Genomic DNA, 15,089 nt, shown 5'->3' on the forward strand with positions numbered 1-15,089 from the left:
GACTTTTCTATCCGATATGTCATGTTAGCGGCGTCGGATAGAAACTGGAGGGGGGCTGTATGTCAGAGCCATATCTATCGGAAATAAAGCTGATGTCATTCGGCTTTCCCCCCAAGGGCTGGGCGCTCTGCAACGGGCAATTACTGCCGATAAACCAGAATCAGGCGCTGTTTGCTCTTTTGGGCACGACCTATGGCGGCAACGGGCAAACCACGTTCGGGCTGCCAAATCTGCAGGGGCGCGTGCCGACGCATATGGGCGGTAACGGGTTTTTCCTCGGCCAGACCGGCGGCGAGCCGTCGCATACGCTCACCCTCCAGGAATTGCCGACCCACCTGCATGGTGCCAGCGCCTCGACAGTGGATGGCGACCAGGTGATCGCCACCAACAATTATCTCGGGCCGGGCAATCAGCTCTACGGCGCACCGGCGAACCTGACGACGATGATTCCGACGGAAGTCAGCAATGTCGGCAGCAGCCAGCCGCATGAAAACATGCAGCCATACCTGACTTTGAGTTTCTGTATCGCCCTGCAAGGCATCTTCCCCTCGCAAAATTGAAGGAGATCAAACGATGACGACCTTCGTAGGCGAGATTCGCATGTTCGCCGGCAACTTCGCTCCGGCCGGCTGGATGTTCTGCCAGGGGCAGCAGCTGCCGATTTCCGAAAACGAAACACTGTTCAATCTGATCGGCACCACCTTTGGCGGCGACGGACAAGAGACGTTCAATCTGCCCAACCTGTCCGGTCGGCTGCCGCTGCATCAGGGCAACGGGTTCGTGCTGGGACAGATGGCCGGCGTGGAGGACGTTACGCTCACAACGCAACTGATTCCCTCGCACTCACACCCGTTCATGGCGACAACCAATATCGGCGGCACCAGCGCTCCGGGCAACAACCTGCTTGCCCAGTCGTCCACGATCAAAGTCTATTCCGCCGTCAATCCCAGTGTTGCCCTCGGGCCGTCGTCGATGACCCCCACCGGTGGCAGTCAGCCACACAGCAATCTGCAGCCCTATCTCTGCATCAATTTCATCATTTCCCTGTTCGGCATTTTCCCGAGCCAGAGCTAGGACAAGACAATGTCTGATCAATTCGTCGCCGAAATCCGCATTTTTCCGTTCAATTTCGCGCCCAAGGGCTGGGCCGCCTGTGACGGCCAAATCATGCCGATCTCGCAAAACACGGCTTTGTTCTCGTTGCTGGGCACAACCTATGGCGGCGACGGCAAATCGAACTTTGCCTTGCCGAACATGCAAGGCAATGCACCGATGCAGCCCGGCCAGGCTGCCGGCGGATCGGATCACTTCCTGGGGGAAACCGGGGGATCAACCACGGTGACCGTGCTCCAGAGCGAGATGCCGCAACATGTGCATTCGCTGATGGCCGCCGTTCCTCCCGCGCTGCTGTTCGCGCCGTCGCCCTCGACGGGACTGGCACGATCGGCGGGCGGCCCGGTCTATCAGACCAGCAATGCCGGCTTGACGCCGTTGAGCCCCAATGCGGTGGGGCTAACCGGTGGCGGCCTGCCGCACAACAATCTGATGCCCTATCTGACACTCAACTTCTGCATCGCGCTGCAAGGCATTTTCCCGCCAAGAGGCTGATACTGAACCCTGTTCTCAGGACCGATACGATGGCCAAGAAAGCAACGTCGAAGCCGGTGGCGGCAAGCCATGAAGCTAAGAAGCCAGCAGAGCCGAAGGCAGAGGCACCCCGCGCCGGAGACAAGGATGGCAAGTCATTCTTCGAACTGTCGCGGCTGATGGTGGTCGCCATCGATACGGCGGCGGGGCGGCTGATCCAGAAGGCGCAGACCGCGCCGAACGGGCCATGGCCCGCGCAGTGGTCGATTATCGCTCCGGGCACCTATGTGCAGATGACAGCCGGCATCACCAAGGACGGAAGGGTGGCGGTCGTCGCGCAGCTGTCGGGGACGACCAATCTGTCCTTCATCAGCGAAGACGCCAATCAGGTCGGCCCGGTCGACAAGTGGAATCCGCCCCAGAACATCGGCGCACCGCCCATCGCCACCAGCTACCAAAAGTTTTCGATGGCGCGCGATGCCGATGGCCGCATCGAAATTTTCGTGACCGACAATCAGGGCTACATCTGGTGGATCTACCAGAATCCGGACCAGATCGTGCAGGTGCAGAAAACCATCACGCCGCCCGGCACCACGACACCGATCGTTGTCACCGTCGATGAGCGCATTCCGCCGGCCAAGGAGTGGAGCGATTGGATTCAGATTCCTGGTCAGCTGGTGGCGATCACCGCGACACGTCAGGCCGATGGTCGCATCGCGCTGTTCGGCATCAATTCGGGCTTGCATCTTTACCGCTGCCAGCAAGCCAAGCCGGAGGCGCTGAAGGCCGCCGACTGGACGCAATGGGTGCAGATCGACACCGCTGCCACCGGTGGGTTCACCCAGATGGCGCCGATTGTCGGGCCGCTGGGCGCCACCAATCTGTTTGCCCTGACCCAGAGCGGTCAGGTCTTGCACACGCGCCAGAAGCCTGCTGGAGCCGATACCTGGACGCCCTGGGCAACCACTGGCTACAGCAGGGTTGCCAAATACACGCTTGCCGCCGGTATCGAGGGCAATGGCGACATCATGCTCGTCTCCTCCGATCAGCAGCATGTTCACTCGTTCAACGCTCAGTATGATGCTACCACGCAGAACTGGTCGGGATGGCGCGACTTCAATGTCTCCGGCGCCAATACGCGACTGATGCTCGATTACAATGCCGACGGCCGCCTCGCGTTGTTCAGTCTGATGAGCGGCGCGCCCAACAACAGCAACTCGCTGTGGACGCTGTCGCAGATGGGCATCGACAGCACCGAATGGGAATATTCCTGGGTGTCGCTTGCAGACAGCAATGTCAACCAGGCCATTGTGGTGCGCGACCTGACGCCGCCGGTCTGACCGTTGAATTCGGGCAACGTGGCAGAGACAGGCCCGACATATCACCGTCCAGCGTGGTCCCGGTCTGAAAAAGCCGGGCTCGCTTTCCGTCGGTCGACCGAGGCAGACCTGCTGTTCCTGTCGCGGCTCTACGCCTCGACGCGCCTGGAAGAACTCGCGGTGACGTCGTGGAGCGAGGTGCAGAAGGCCGCCTTCCTCGACATGCAGTTCCAGGCGCAGCACGCGCACTACAGAAAACACTATCCCGAGGCCGACTGGCTGGTGGTGGAGCGGGCCGGACAAGACATCGGCCGCCTCTATATCGAGCGCTGGCCGAGCCAGCACCGCATCATCGACATCGCTTTCCTGCCCAGCCATCGCCGCAGGGGATATGGCTCGGCGCTGCTGCGCGACCTCATCGACGAGGCATGGTTAGCCGGCAAATCAGCGTCGATCCATGTCGAGAAGAACAATCCGGCGCGGCTTCTCTATGTCGAACTCGGCTTCACGGTGGTCGAGGACAAGGGCGTTTACGATCTGATGGCGTGTGCGCCGGCTGCGGGTGATGATCCATGATCAATTGCTGCGTCACAGCGGTCGTTCCCGATGGCTACCGCCGGCGCTGCCCCTCACCTGCCTGCCGGCATCCTCTCCCCGTATAGTGACTGGGAGAGGGACGCTGTCATCGATGACTTCGCCAATTGTCAGCGTTGCAAGAAAGGCGCCGGCGTTGCGGCCAGCCCCTCTCGCCCCGTTTACGGGGAGAGATGTCCGGCAGGACAGTGAGGGGCAGCGCCGACCGCAAAGATTGTCGCATCCGGCCCAGTCACGATGCGGTAGGCCCGAACGCATGCGGCACAAAACCAGATCTTAATTGAACACCGCCTCGTAAAGTCGGCCGGCCGCGTCGGCGGCGACCGGCACGATGAAGATGTCATGCTCCCCGCCATTACCCGTGAAGCGATAGGTCGCCTGCGGCAGCGGTGTTTCGCGCGGGCCCCGGAACATCAGCGAAAAGCCGCCGCCTGGACGCGGGCTGGCGGCGATGGGGTTGACCGCGCTCAGTTCCAGCGAGACCTGCCGGCCGCTGGCCTCGATGGTGAACACCTGCCCCTGCTCGAAATCCGTTACCGACGCCATGCCATCAGCCTCAATCCGCTTGCCTTCTGGCGGCAATCTCGCCGCTTCGCGGCAGGCTGTCCATAGGCCCGGCAGCCTGTCCGGGTGCTGGACGAGACAATTCGTCCGGGCAAACAGCAAAATACCGTAGCGGTCGTGCTTTTACGCGTGCCACGGACACTGTAGTACTTTGTTCCTGCGCCGGAGTCTTGGCCTAACCAAGATCAGCGCAACAAGAGCAGATGCCAGTCTTGGGGTCTGATGCGGAGGAGCCGGCCTGATCGGCTGGCGGGAGAAAGGGACAGACCATGGCTGACACCGGGGCAAAGACAGAAGCAGCGCCGGCGGCCGATGCAATGCCGCTGTTCTACTCCAGGCCCGAAGCGCTCAACCCGGCGCGGCACGGCTCGCTGGGCCTGACCGCGCGCGGCGACTTTGCCTTCGCGCGCACCGCGCATGCCATCCCGGTGGTGGCGTCGGAAATGCCGGCGGCGATGCGCTCCTACCCGATCGTCTTCATCGGCCCGGCCAAATCGCCTGTCATCATCACCGGCGTGCGCCAGGGCGAGAACCTGTTCGTCGATGCCGACGGCCGGTGGACCGCGCCGCACTACATTCCCGCCTATGTCCGCCGCTACCCCTTCATCCTTGCCGAGGACCCGACCACATCAGGCCGGCTGACGCTGTGCGTGGACAGGGCAAGCGAGCGGGTCATCGACCAGCTCATGGCGCCGTTCCGCGAAGACAAGGTCGCACCGTTCTTCAGCGGCAACGAGCCGACCGAAGCAACCAAGCAGGCGCTCGCCTTCTGCAACCAGTTCCAGATCGACTTCCGCGCCACGCGCGAGATGATCGACAAGATCGACGCGCATGGCCTGTTCGCGCCGCGCCAGAGCAAGGTGACGCTGGAAGGCGGCGAAGTGCTCAACCTCACCGATTTCCAGGTGATCGACGAGCCGGCCTTCAACAAGCTGAGCGACGCAGCCTTCCTCGACCTCAGAAAATCCGGCGCGCTCGGCCTGCTCTACTGCCACCTCGCCTCGACCAACAGCTGGACCTCGCTGGTGCATCAGGCATCGCTGCGCAAGGCGGGTTAGAGCGTCCGGCGGTCTGAAAACGAAAAGCCGCGGCGAACCTCGGCTTGACGACAGGCCGGCACAGCGCCGCCGGAAAATCCGCTTGCGTGCGCGAATTTCAAGTCGCCGCAGGAATTCCGGATGTCCCGTGCACCCACCGGAAGGCGGGGGTCAGCCTATGCAACAGGCCACGACATCACAGTTTCGCGATGCTCGGGATGAACGGCGGCCTGAAAAGCGTTTCAGTCCTAGTTCGCCGGGTGCTCCTAAGACCGCGAGCGCCCTAAAATCAAACCGCTTTTGGGAGAATAACGATGAAACATCGCCTCATTCCCATCGTGCTGGGCTTGCTCATGACGTCCACAGGCCTGGCTTTGACCGCCAATGTCCACTCGGTAACGGGGACGAAAGGTCAGCCCAGTCAAACGATTGGCACCCCTCAAACAGGAAGTGTTACGCCGGGCAATGCCAGCACCGCCCCGGGTTCCGCCTTCAACCCAGACGGGAACGCAGGAACACATTACGCAGGCACCCAGCCGCAGAACTCCAAGAATCCGAAGAGCGTGTCTCAGTACGACGTTGCCGGCTTCCAGCAGTCCCATAAGTGACGACCGGCTTTTGCCGCCAGGGTTCCATCCGCCCGAAAAACGAAAAAGCCGCGGAGTTCCGCGGCTTTTCGATGCTTGATTTCCCTTGAGGAAATTGGAGCGGGTGAAGCGATTCGAACGCTCGACCCCAACCTTGGCAAGGTTGTGCTCTACCCCTGAGCTACACCCGCTCACACGGCGTCTTGGCCGCAAGCCGGGCCTATATGGCTGAAGAGCGCGGCGATTGCAACAGGGAAATCGCAGGCTTTTTGCAACGTCCCAAGCAATGCCGGCAAACCGCCCGCGCCGCGCGGATTTTGCCACGCCGTTGCGCGATGGCCTTGTGTCGGCCACCGCATTGGCCGTAAACGGCAAGGCAGGAATTGGACGAGAAGAAGATCGATGCCGAAGAGCGAAACCGAACTTTTTGCCTTTCTTGCCGAACTCGGCATTGCCGTTTCGACGATACGCCATCCGCCGCTCTATACGGTGGCCGATTCGCAGGCGCTGCGCGGCGAGATCGCCGGCGGGCACACCAAGAACCTGTTCCTGAAGGACAAAAAGGACAATTTCTTCCTGGTCACCGTCGGCGAGGACGCGGTCGTCGATCTCAAGCAGATTCACCAGCTGATCGGCGCTGCCGGCCGTGTTTCCTTCGGCAAGCCGGAGATGCTGATGGAGCTTTTGGGCGTTTCGCCGGGTGCCGTCACCGTCTTTGGCGTCATCAACGACAGGGAAAACCGGGTCAAGCTGGTGCTCGACGAGGAATTGATGGCGCATGCCGTCATCAACGCGCATCCGCTCACCAATAAGGCGACGACATCGATCGCGGCGGCCGATCTCATCAGATTCGTCGAGGCAACCGGGCATGATGCTGCTATCTTGAAAGTCTCGGCATGATCGCCACATGCATGGCGAAACCGACTTCCAATGACATGGCGCCGACCCCGCGGACCGGCGGCGCGACCGAAAGGGTGACGAGATGAGCGACAACAAGCCGTTTGGCGGGTCATTCGGCAGCAGTGGCGGCCAGTATGCCACTACCGTACAGTATGGCGGGACCGCCCCCACGCCGGCAAAGGTCTCGCTTGGCGATGCGCCTGCCGCGCCTCCGGGCCCCCCTGTCACTGGCGATGTCATCAAGGGCACCACGACCGCGGCCTTTGCCGCCGACGTCATCCAGGAATCGCGCCGGCAGCCGGTGCTGGTCGATTTCTGGGCGCCGTGGTGCGGCCCCTGCAAGCAGCTGACGCCGCAGCTGGAAAAGGCGGTCAGGGCCGCCGGCGGCAAGGTCAAGCTGGTCAAGATGAACATCGACGATCACCCCTCGATCGCCGGCCAGCTCGGCATCCAGTCGATTCCGGCTGTCATCGCCTTCAAGGACGGCCAGCCGGTCGACGGCTTCATGGGTGCCATTCCCGAGAGCCAGATCGCCGAATTCATCACCAAGGTCGGCGGCAAGGGCAACGGCGCCCCGGCCGTGGCCGAGGCGCTGGTGGCGGCGGCTGAAGCCCGCGATGCCGGCGACATGCAGACCGCCGCCGACATTTTTGATGCCATCCTGGCGCAGGCGCCGGAGACGATCGAGGCGATCGCCGGGCTGGGCGATCTGCTGTTTGAGGCTGGCGACACGGAAGGCGCCGAGGCGTTGCTGGCAACGGCACCCGAGGCCAAGAAGGACGCGCCTGTTCTCGCCGCCTTGCGCGCCAAGATGGCGCTTGCGGCGCAGGCGGCCGCTCTTGGCAATCCGGCCGAGTTCGAGCGCCGCCTGGCGGAAAACCCCAAAGACCATCAGGCGCGTTTCGATCTGGCCATGATCCAGAACGCCAGGGGCGAGCGCACGGCGGCAGCCGACAATCTGCTCGCCATCATCAAGGCCGACCGCGCCTGGAACGAGGATGGCGCCAGAACGCAATTGCTGCAGCTTTTCGAGGCCTGGGGCATGACCGACGAGGCGACGCTGGCCGCTCGGCGCAAATTGTCGGCGCTGCTGTTTTCCTGAGCCGGCGGCTGTTTCGTCGCATGGGCTTGGCGTCGGCGGTCGCCGCGCCAGATTAGGAAGCTGACTTCGGCAGGCCCGGCGGCGGGAGGCGGAAGAAGTCGATCGGAGGAATGAGGTGCAAGCGGGAAACGCGCATTACCGGCTCGCCAAGGATCTGCCGTCGACGATCCCGATCTTTCCGCTCGAGGGGGCGCTTTTGCTGCCGGGCGGCCGCATGCCGCTCAATATCTTCGAGCCGCGCTATTTGCAGATGGTGGACGAAGCGGTCGCCGGTTCGCGGCTGATCGGCGTCATCCAGCCCCGTCTCGACGGCGCGCTGCGCGAGGATGGCGAGCCGGAACTCTGCAATGTCGGCTGCGCCGGCCGCATCATCGCCTTTTCCGAAACCGGCGATGGCCGTTACCTGATTTCACTACAAGGCGTGTGCCGGTTTCGCATTGCCCATGAACTGACGGTCAAGACGCCGTTTCGCCAGGCCAAGCCTGCGCCCTTCCTCGCCGATCTCGATGACGATCCGGCGGCGAACGAGATCGACCGGCCGGCACTGCTCAAGGCATTTCGCGCCTATCTGCAGGCCAATGATCTCGAAGCCGACTGGGAAAGCGTCAGCCGCGCCGAAAATGCCATGCTGGTCAACGCGCTGTCGATGATGGCGCCCTATGGACCTGCCGAGAAGCAGGCGCTGCTCGAAGCCGCGGATTTGAAGACGCGGGCTGAGACGCTGATCGCCATCACCGAAATGGCGCTGGCGCGTGAGAATGAGGATTTTGGCTCGAGCTTACAGTAAGATGTGCCGATATCCGGGTGATGTTGGCCGGCCTGACCTGAATCTCGACACATCTTCCAACAGTTGGTCAGAAGAGGACACGATGGCGGCGGATGGGCGTGACGGAAAGAAGATCAATGTCGACCCCAAGCTGCTGGAGCTCCTGGCCTGCCCGCTGACCAAGGGGCCGCTGGCCTGGGATCCGGAGCGCGGTGAACTGATCTCGCGGGTCGCCAAACTCGCCTATCCGGTGCGCGACGGCATCCCGATCATGCTGCCTTCCGAGGCGCGGACACTGTCGGCGGAGGATGTGCTGGCGCCGCCGCCCCGCCTGAGCGGGCCGGGTTGAGCGGCAGAGCGGCCCTCCCTTCGTCATCCTAGGGCGGAGCAGCCGCGCAGCGACGTCGCGGAGGCCCTGGGATCCATGCCGCGACGTATGTGACGCGCGAAAGCGGGCCAGAATCGAGCGCTTCTTGACCCCGATATGCAGCGCGACAGACGGCATGTTCAGGCACCGTTACGAAGAGCAGCGCATTCTGCACCGCAGCACTCTTCGCCTGATGTCGCGGCATGGATCCTCGGGTCTCCGCGACGAGCTTCGCTCCTGCTCCGCCCGTGGATGACGAAGGGTAAAGGCCGCGCCTACTGAAAATTGCGCCCCTTGGGCATGACGCTTTCCGCTTCTTCCGACAGTGTTGCGAGGTCTTGCCTCGCCGGCGCCGCTTGGCTGGAGCGATCCGGACCCTCGCTGGAGGCGTGGTGAGTGGCCGACGGCCCCGCCCCGCTGACCTTCTCCAGAAGCACGGTCAGCCAGGGTGTCAGATCCTCGATCTTCTCGGCGACGATATGGACCACACCGGATTCCGACTGCAATTTCCCGCTGACCTTGACGAAGCGCGCGCCCATGACGATGGGGCGGAAGCGGGTAAAGGTCCTCTCCCAGAAGATGACATTGGCGACGGCCTTGTCGTCCTCCAGCGTCAGGAAGATCGCATTGCCCTTGCCGGGGCGCTGCCGCACCAGCACCAGGCCGGCGACGGAAACCCGCCTGCCGTCGCGTACCGATGGCAGGTTGGCATTGGGCGTGACGCCGGCGCGGTCGAGCCGCTCGCGCAGGAAGGCCACCGGATGCGCCTTCAGCGACAGGCCGAGCGAGCGGTAGTCGTGGATGACATGCTCGCCGAGCGGCATTTTCGGCAGCTTCGTTTCCGGCTCCAGCTCGCGCAGGCTGATCGCCGGCTGGTCGAACAGCGGCAGCTTTTCGGCCGCACTCTTGGCGCCCAGCGCGCGCACCGCCCACAACGCCTCGCGGCGGTCGAGGCCGATCGAACGGAAGGCATCGGCCTGCGCCAGCCTCTCGATCTCGTCGACATCGAGGCCGGAGCGCAGCCAGACATCCCGAACGGTCGAGTAGCCGGAGCCGCGCCGCGCGACGAATTGCTCCATGCGTTCCTTGGAAAGCCCCTTGATCTGGCGGAAGCCGAGCCGCAGCGCATTGGACGTCTCGATGACACCGCACATTTCGGCATGGCGCGGCAGGATGCGGGCCGGATCGAAAGGCGCTTTTTCCAGGGTGCAGTCCCAGACGGAGAAATTGACGTCGACGTCGCGGATGTCGACGCCATGGTCGCGCGCGTCGCGCACCAGCTGCGCCGGCTGATAAAACCCCATCGGCTGCGAATTCAGGATCGCGGCGCAGAACACGTCGGGATAGAAGGTCTTGAACCAGCAGGAGGCATAGACGAGCAAGGCGAAGGAGGCGGCGTGGCTTTCGGGAAAGCCATATTCGCCAAAACCCTCGATCTGCTTGAAGCAGCGCTCGGCGAAGTCCTTGGTGTAGCCCTTGCCGACCATGCCATTGATCATACGGTCGCGGTAATTGCCGATGGTGCCGGTGCGCTTGAAAGTGGCCATGGCGCGGCGCAGTTCGTCGGCCTCGCCCGGCTTGAAGCCGCCGGCGACGATGGCGATCTTCATCGCCTGTTCCTGGAACAGCGGCACGCCAAGCGTCTTGCTGAGGATCGCCTCCAGCTCCGGTTTTTGATACTCGGGTTTTTCCTTGCCTTGCCGGCGGCGCAGATAGGGGTGGACCATGTCACCCTGGATCGGGCCCGGTCGAACGATCGCCACCTCGATGACAAGGTCGTAGAAATCCTTTGGTTTGAGCCTTGGCAGCATCGACATCTGCGCGCGCGATTCGATCTGGAAGACGCCGAGCGTGTCGGCGCGGCCGATCATGTCGTAGACGCGCCTGTCTTCCGGCGGCAAGGTGGCCAGCACATAGGGTTGGCCATAGGGATCCCGGGCTTTTGGATAGTGGTTCGTAAGCAGAGTGAAGGCGCGTTGCAGGCAGGTCAGCATGCCGAGCGCCAGCACATCCACCTTCAGGATCTTCACCGCGTCGAGATCGTCCTTGTCCCATTCGACCATCTTGCGCTCGTCCATCGCCGTCTTGACGATGGGGACGATCTCGTCGAGCCGGTCCCGGGTGATGACGAAACCGCCGACATGCTGGGAGAGGTGGCGGGGAAAGCCCATGATCTCGTTGGCCCGTTCCATCACATGCCGCGATGTGGGGTCGCTCCGGTCGAGACCGCCGGCGCGGGCTTCCTTCTCGCCGAGCTTCGAGGTCGACCAGCCCCAGATCGAGCCGGACAGGGACGCCCGGACATCCTCCGACAGCCCCATCGCCTTCGACACTTCGCGTAGCGCCGAGCGGCCGCGATAGCTGATGACGGCGGCGGCAAGCGCGGTGCGCTTGGAGCTGTATTTCGTATAGATGTACTGCATCACCTCTTCGCGCCGCTCATGCTCGAAGTCGACGTCGATGTCAGGCGGCTCGTTCCTCTCCTCGGAAATGAAGCGCTCGAACAGCGTGTCGATCTTGTCCGGTCCCACCTCGGTGATGCCGATGCAGAAACAGATGATCGAATTGGCGGCCGAGCCGCGGCCCTGGCAGAGGATGTTCTGGCCGCGGGCGAATTTGATGATGTCGTAAACGGTCAGGAAGTAGCGCGCGTAATTCAGCCGCTCGATCAGGGCGAGTTCTTCCTGGATGCGTTTTATGACGCTGGCCGGGACACCGCCTGGGAAGCGCCTGGCCGCACCTTCCCGCGCCAGCCTTTCCAGCTCGGCCTGCGGGCCAAGACCCGATTCCGTCGGCTCGTCGGGGTAATTGTACTGGAGGTCGCTGAGCGAGAAGGTCAATTCTTCCGCAAACCGCAAAGTCTCGGCCAGTGCTTGCGGATGCCTGCGGAACAGGCGGGCCATTTCCAGCGGCGGCTTCAGATGGCGTTCGGCATTGGCGGTGAGCTCCAGCCCGACCTCGGCGACGGGTGTGTTGAGGCGGATCGCGGTCAGCACGTCCTGCAGCGGGCGACGTTCGGCCGTGTGGTAGAGCACATCGTTGGTTGCCATCAGCGGGATGCCGGTGCTCTGGGCAAACGCCGCTGCCTGCTCGATCCGGAAGCGGTCATTGCCCGCATAACAGGGCGAGACGCCGAGCCGCAGGGCCTTGCCGAAGCGCTCCTTGAGCTGCCGGAGCAAAGCGAGACTCTCTTCCGCGTCCGCCGCCAGATCGGGCAGGACCGCCAGCGACATCAAATCCCCCCATTCGAGCAGATCGCTGCGCTCAAGCAGGGTGGCGCCCTTTTCGTTTTCGTCGCGCAGATTGGCTTGGGTGAGCATGCGGCACAGATGCCCCCAGCCGGCGCGGTTCCTGGGATAGGCGAGAATATCCGGCGTGCCGTCGCCAAAAACCAGCCGGCAGCCGGGGTGATAGGAGAGCTTTTCGACCTTGGCCTGCTGCCAGGCGCGCACCACGCCGGCCACCGTGTTGCGGTCGGCAAGGCCGATCGCGGAGAAACCCAGCAGCTTGGCCGCAACCACCAGTTCTTCCGGCTTGGAGGCGCCGCGCAGGAAGGAGAAATTCGACTGGATGCCGAACTCGGCATAGGGAATGACGGTCAGCGCGTTCATGCGAAGACCCCGTGCATGAACCAGCGCGGCGGCACCTGCGGGTTGCCATAAAGGCCTTGCCGGTAGAGCCAGTAGCGGCGGCCGTCGACATCCTCGATGCGGAAATAGTCGCGGGTCGATGTGACCGGATCACTTGACGCCTCACGCCACCACTCGGCGGCGATGCGTTCGGGACCCTCGGCACGGGTGACGCGGTAGAGCGCGCGCCGCCAGCGGAAATGCAGCGGCGGACCCTCCGGCATTTCGGTCGCCGGCACCTCGATGGGCTCGGGCGCGCGGAACAGCCGGATCGGCCGTTCCGGCGGGAAGATGGTTGTGGGCGCCTGCAGCCTGTCCGACTTCTTCGGCGGTGTGGTCCGGCGCGGGGCTTCGCTGAACGGGATGATGGCGACGGCGCGTTCCGGCAGATGGCTTTCGACGAGAACCGGCTGCAGGACGGCGCCCTCGCCGAGCCGGGCGCGGATGCGGTCGGCGAACAGCGCGATGTCGGCGCCATCGTCGGTCACGTCGCCGGTCAGATCGGTCTGCGCCATGTCGAAGGCGGCGGCGGCCAGCACCGAGAGCCGCACCAGATCGAAGCCGTAGCCGGCATCGATGTCCTGCTCGAGCGCTGCCAGCCTTTCATGGAATAGTTTCTGGATCAGCCTGGGGTCGCGCATCGGCCGCGAGGTGCCGAGCGCAATGCGGCTGACGGCGCCGTCGACACGGAAGAGCAGCAGCGCCAGCGTCCGGGCGCCCTCGCCACGGCGCTCGAGATCGGTCTTCAAGGTCGCCGCCAGCAGGCCCACCAGCCGTTCGATGTCCTCGGTCAGGGTGACGGGTTCGGCAAGATGGCGCTCGACCGAAAGCGGCGCCACGGGAAGGCGCGGCGAGACCGCCTCGTCGAGGCGGCCAAGCGCCTGGTCGAGACGCAGCAGCAAGGTGGCGCCGAAGCGGCGGGCGAGCGGCGCGCGTGGCGCCGCCATGACGGCGCCCGCCGTGCGCAGGCCCACACTTTCCAGGCTGGCGCGGGTTGCCGGTTCGATGCGCAGTGCGGCCAGAGGCAAGGGGGCGAGCAGCGCTTCCTCCTCGCCGCCAGCGACGATGCGGTCGCCGCAAAACCGGGCCGCTGCCCAGGCCGCCCCTGGTGTCGGGGCAAGGCCGGCGCGGACATCGAAACCCTGATGGAAAAAGCGCGACAGGATGTCGTCCAGCATGGCGCGTTCGCCGCCGAACAGATGGGTGCAGCCGGTGACGTCGAGAAACAGGCCGTCCACTCCGTCCAGCGCTACCAGCGGGGTGTAGCGGTCGCACCAGTCGGCCAGGCCTTCGAGCAGGCGGCGGTCGGCCTCGGTATCGGCCTCGACAATGTCGATCGAGGGATGCATGGCGCGCGCATCGGCGATGCCCATGTCGCGTTTCAGGTGCAGCGCCTCAGCCCGCTCGTCGAGGGCTGAGATGCGCTGGGCGTTGCCCTGGCGGTGGCTGATCACCAGTGGTGGGTGAGATGGCGCCGGGTGATCCGACGGCCGGGAACGCCAGGACCGCCCCAGACGCTGCCGCAGGATCCTTTCGGCCGCCAGATAGGGAAACCACAGGGACAGGATTCTTTGCCCGGTCTGTCCGTCTTTCCTCGCCCCTTCTTTCGTCGAATACGCGTTCATCGGGGTTCCACTCCAGTGTGAATTGTCCAGGCAGGGCCGTGCGGCTCTTGCCGATGCTGATGGTGAAGGCGGGGCGGCCGATCGAACCGGCGAGCGGCCCGGCGACCGTGGCGCGCGGCACGGCCGGCGCCGACGAGACGATGAGGCGGACCGGCGCCGCCGTCGGTTCGGGTTCGGCCGCCTGCCGCAGCAGGAATACGGGGCGGCCGGCACTTTGCGCCCTTGCATGCAGCCGGCGCGTCGCGGTCAGGTCCAGCCGTTGCGGGTTGCCGCGGATTTCCAGGATGACGGCGGCGAGTGCCGTCATCCGCGCCGCTTCCTCGGCGACCCACAACGCATCGACCAGTTTTGGCGCCTCGGAAAACAGCAATTGTTTTGGTTCAATGCCGAAGGCGGCCTGCAGCCCCCTGGCATAGGGAAAGCCCGCCTCGCGGAAGATTTCCGAGGTGCCGATCCACAAAACCGGCAACCCTTGCGCCTGCTTGAGGATCAGGCTGGTGAGCGACAAAGCGAAGCCGGCGACGGCTCCGGCATCGCGGGTTTCCAGGCCATGGATTTCGCTGAGCGCCGCTTTCGGCAGGCCGCCGCTCAGGGCGGCATCGAGCCGTTCGATGCCGATCGGCAGGAAAGCATCCGGCAAGGCCGCGGCAAGACCGCGCCGGACGATCGTGAGATCGGCATCGGCGTCGGCATCAAGCGGCGCGCCAGCCGGCGCCTGCAGGCGCTCGGGCAGCGTTCCCTCGATCTTCGCGATCTGGCGGCGCAGGGCAAAAACAGTCTCCCGCGCCACGGCTGATATCGCCATGACGGTCAGTGTCCACTCACAATTGTTCCTGTTATGTTCTTATAGATTCCAGAGGCGACCCGAAGAGTCAAGCAGAGTCACAAGGAATTTATTCCTGCTCGCGTAGCCTTGGAAGGCTGACACGCGGGTCGGTGCATCTTGATGGGCCGTTGCTAGGCGACTGACCTATGAAACGACTAGTGCAAGGTGAGGCGCCCTATGGCGTCA

Annotated in this window: 15 protein-coding genes and 1 tRNA gene; 11 read left to right on the top strand and 5 right to left on the bottom strand. The window is 63.9% G+C overall.

Translation table 11 applies throughout. The features are described from left to right. Positions 1-92 precede the first annotated feature (92 nt). The 5 genes from DBIPINDM_RS17840 to DBIPINDM_RS17860 are packed head-to-tail and all read left to right on the top strand — an operon-like array spanning position 93 to position 3,482. Positions 93-560: a phage tail protein gene (locus DBIPINDM_RS17840; protein WP_258588474.1), complete on the top strand. Its 468-nt coding sequence runs from the start codon at positions 93-95 to the stop codon at positions 558-560. Positions 561-600: 40 nt separating this feature from the next. Then, positions 601-1,074 (top strand): phage tail protein, encoded by a 474-nt coding sequence (locus DBIPINDM_RS17845; RefSeq protein ID WP_258588475.1) that lies wholly within the window; start codon positions 601-603, stop codon positions 1,072-1,074. A 9-nt stretch (positions 1,075-1,083) separates the two neighbouring features. After that, the gene (locus DBIPINDM_RS17850) at positions 1,084-1,608 is read left to right on the top strand and encodes a phage tail protein (RefSeq protein ID WP_258588476.1); all 525 of its coding nucleotides are present in this window, start codon (positions 1,084-1,086) and stop codon (positions 1,606-1,608) included. Positions 1,609-1,637: 29 nt separating this feature from the next. Next, complete coding sequence (locus tag DBIPINDM_RS17855) at positions 1,638-2,927, top strand: hypothetical protein (RefSeq protein WP_258588477.1); 1,290 nt, start codon at positions 1,638-1,640, stop codon at positions 2,925-2,927. Positions 2,928-2,945: 18 nt separating this feature from the next. Beyond that, the gene (locus DBIPINDM_RS17860; RefSeq protein ID WP_258588478.1) at positions 2,946-3,482 is read left to right on the top strand and encodes a GNAT family N-acetyltransferase; all 537 of its coding nucleotides are present in this window, start codon (positions 2,946-2,948) and stop codon (positions 3,480-3,482) included. Positions 3,483-3,776: 294 nt separating this feature from the next. On the opposite strand, the gene DBIPINDM_RS17865 is transcribed toward DBIPINDM_RS17860, so the two are convergent. Next, positions 3,777-4,046, bottom strand: coding sequence for a DUF6916 family protein (locus DBIPINDM_RS17865; RefSeq protein WP_258588479.1), 270 nt, complete (start codon positions 4,044-4,046; stop codon positions 3,777-3,779). Positions 4,047-4,333: 287 nt separating this feature from the next. Between DBIPINDM_RS17865 and DBIPINDM_RS17870 the strand changes: the two genes are divergently transcribed. After that, positions 4,334-5,122 (top strand): SapC family protein, encoded by a 789-nt coding sequence (locus DBIPINDM_RS17870; protein WP_258588480.1) that lies wholly within the window; start codon positions 4,334-4,336, stop codon positions 5,120-5,122. A gap of 293 nt (positions 5,123-5,415) precedes the next feature. After that, complete coding sequence (locus DBIPINDM_RS17875) at positions 5,416-5,709, top strand: adenylate cyclase (RefSeq protein WP_258588481.1); 294 nt, start codon at positions 5,416-5,418, stop codon at positions 5,707-5,709. A 95-nt stretch (positions 5,710-5,804) separates the two neighbouring features. Here DBIPINDM_RS17875 and DBIPINDM_RS17880 read toward each other — a convergent pair. Further along, positions 5,805-5,879: transfer RNA gene (locus DBIPINDM_RS17880), tRNA-Gly, on the bottom strand. 211 nt (positions 5,880-6,090) lie between these two features. Here DBIPINDM_RS17880 and DBIPINDM_RS17885 point away from each other — a divergent pair. The 4 genes from DBIPINDM_RS17885 to DBIPINDM_RS17900 all read left to right on the top strand — a co-directional run bounded on the left by DBIPINDM_RS17885 (position 6,091) and on the right by DBIPINDM_RS17900 (position 8,805). Next, the gene (locus tag DBIPINDM_RS17885; RefSeq protein ID WP_258588482.1) at positions 6,091-6,588 is read left to right on the top strand and encodes a prolyl-tRNA synthetase associated domain-containing protein; all 498 of its coding nucleotides are present in this window, start codon (positions 6,091-6,093) and stop codon (positions 6,586-6,588) included. A gap of 82 nt (positions 6,589-6,670) precedes the next feature. Continuing rightward, the gene (trxA, locus tag DBIPINDM_RS17890; RefSeq protein WP_258588483.1) at positions 6,671-7,690 is read left to right on the top strand and encodes a thioredoxin; all 1,020 of its coding nucleotides are present in this window, start codon (positions 6,671-6,673) and stop codon (positions 7,688-7,690) included. 115 nt (positions 7,691-7,805) lie between these two features. Further along, positions 7,806-8,477 (top strand): LON peptidase substrate-binding domain-containing protein, encoded by a 672-nt coding sequence (locus tag DBIPINDM_RS17895; RefSeq protein ID WP_258588484.1) that lies wholly within the window; start codon positions 7,806-7,808, stop codon positions 8,475-8,477. Between the two features lie 82 nt (positions 8,478-8,559). Next, entirely contained in the window at positions 8,560-8,805 is a 246-nt protein-coding gene (locus DBIPINDM_RS17900; RefSeq protein ID WP_258588485.1) for a Trm112 family protein, read from the top strand. A 293-nt stretch (positions 8,806-9,098) separates the two neighbouring features. Here the strand turns inward: DBIPINDM_RS17900 and DBIPINDM_RS17905 are convergent, their stop codons facing one another. Genes DBIPINDM_RS17905 through DBIPINDM_RS17915 form a run of 3 tightly spaced genes read right to left on the bottom strand, consistent with a single transcriptional unit; the run spans position 9,099 to position 14,882 of the window. Next, a complete protein-coding gene (locus DBIPINDM_RS17905) occupies positions 9,099-12,434 on the bottom strand; it encodes an error-prone DNA polymerase (RefSeq protein WP_258588486.1) in 3,336 nt (1,111 codons plus the stop codon). Further along, the gene (locus DBIPINDM_RS17910; RefSeq protein WP_258588487.1) at positions 12,431-13,906 is read right to left on the bottom strand and encodes a DNA polymerase Y family protein; all 1,476 of its coding nucleotides are present in this window, start codon (positions 13,904-13,906) and stop codon (positions 12,431-12,433) included. The genes DBIPINDM_RS17905 and DBIPINDM_RS17910 overlap by 4 nt, the downstream gene beginning before the upstream one ends. Further along, entirely contained in the window at positions 13,848-14,882 is a 1,035-nt protein-coding gene (locus DBIPINDM_RS17915) for an ImuA family protein (protein WP_258588488.1), read from the bottom strand. Before DBIPINDM_RS17915 ends, DBIPINDM_RS17910 begins: the two co-directional genes overlap by 59 nt. Between the last annotated feature and the right edge of the window lie 207 nt (positions 14,883-15,089).

It is taken from the genome of Mesorhizobium sp. AR02 (assembly GCF_024746835.1).
Classification (GTDB): Bacteria; Pseudomonadota; Alphaproteobacteria; order Rhizobiales; family Rhizobiaceae; genus Mesorhizobium.

What these genes read in the sequence shown, in the direction of transcription:
- DBIPINDM_RS17900 (WP_258588485.1), top strand. Translation starts at nt 8,560, where the DNA reads ATGGCGGCGGATGGGCGTGACGGAAAGAAGATCAATGTCGACCCCAAG.
- DBIPINDM_RS17885 (WP_258588482.1), top strand. Translation starts at nt 6,091, where the DNA reads ATGCCGAAGAGCGAAACCGAACTTTTTGCCTTTCTTGCCGAACTCGGC.
- DBIPINDM_RS17850 (WP_258588476.1), top strand. Translation starts at nt 1,084, where the DNA reads ATGTCTGATCAATTCGTCGCCGAAATCCGCATTTTTCCGTTCAATTTC.
- DBIPINDM_RS17865 (WP_258588479.1), bottom strand. Translation starts at nt 4,046, where the DNA reads ATGGCGTCGGTAACGGATTTCGAGCAGGGGCAGGTGTTCACCATCGAG.
- DBIPINDM_RS17840 (WP_258588474.1), top strand. Translation starts at nt 93, where the DNA reads ATGTCATTCGGCTTTCCCCCCAAGGGCTGGGCGCTCTGCAACGGGCAA.
- trxA (WP_258588483.1), top strand. Translation starts at nt 6,671, where the DNA reads ATGAGCGACAACAAGCCGTTTGGCGGGTCATTCGGCAGCAGTGGCGGC.
- DBIPINDM_RS17845 (WP_258588475.1), top strand. Translation starts at nt 601, where the DNA reads ATGTTCGCCGGCAACTTCGCTCCGGCCGGCTGGATGTTCTGCCAGGGG.
- DBIPINDM_RS17915 (WP_258588488.1), bottom strand. Translation starts at nt 14,882, where the DNA reads ATGGCGATATCAGCCGTGGCGCGGGAGACTGTTTTTGCCCTGCGCCGC.
- DBIPINDM_RS17875 (WP_258588481.1), top strand. Translation starts at nt 5,416, where the DNA reads ATGAAACATCGCCTCATTCCCATCGTGCTGGGCTTGCTCATGACGTCC.
- DBIPINDM_RS17855 (WP_258588477.1), top strand. Translation starts at nt 1,638, where the DNA reads ATGGCCAAGAAAGCAACGTCGAAGCCGGTGGCGGCAAGCCATGAAGCT.
- DBIPINDM_RS17870 (WP_258588480.1), top strand. Translation starts at nt 4,334, where the DNA reads ATGGCTGACACCGGGGCAAAGACAGAAGCAGCGCCGGCGGCCGATGCA.
- DBIPINDM_RS17905 (WP_258588486.1), bottom strand. Translation starts at nt 12,434, where the DNA reads ATGAACGCGCTGACCGTCATTCCCTATGCCGAGTTCGGCATCCAGTCG.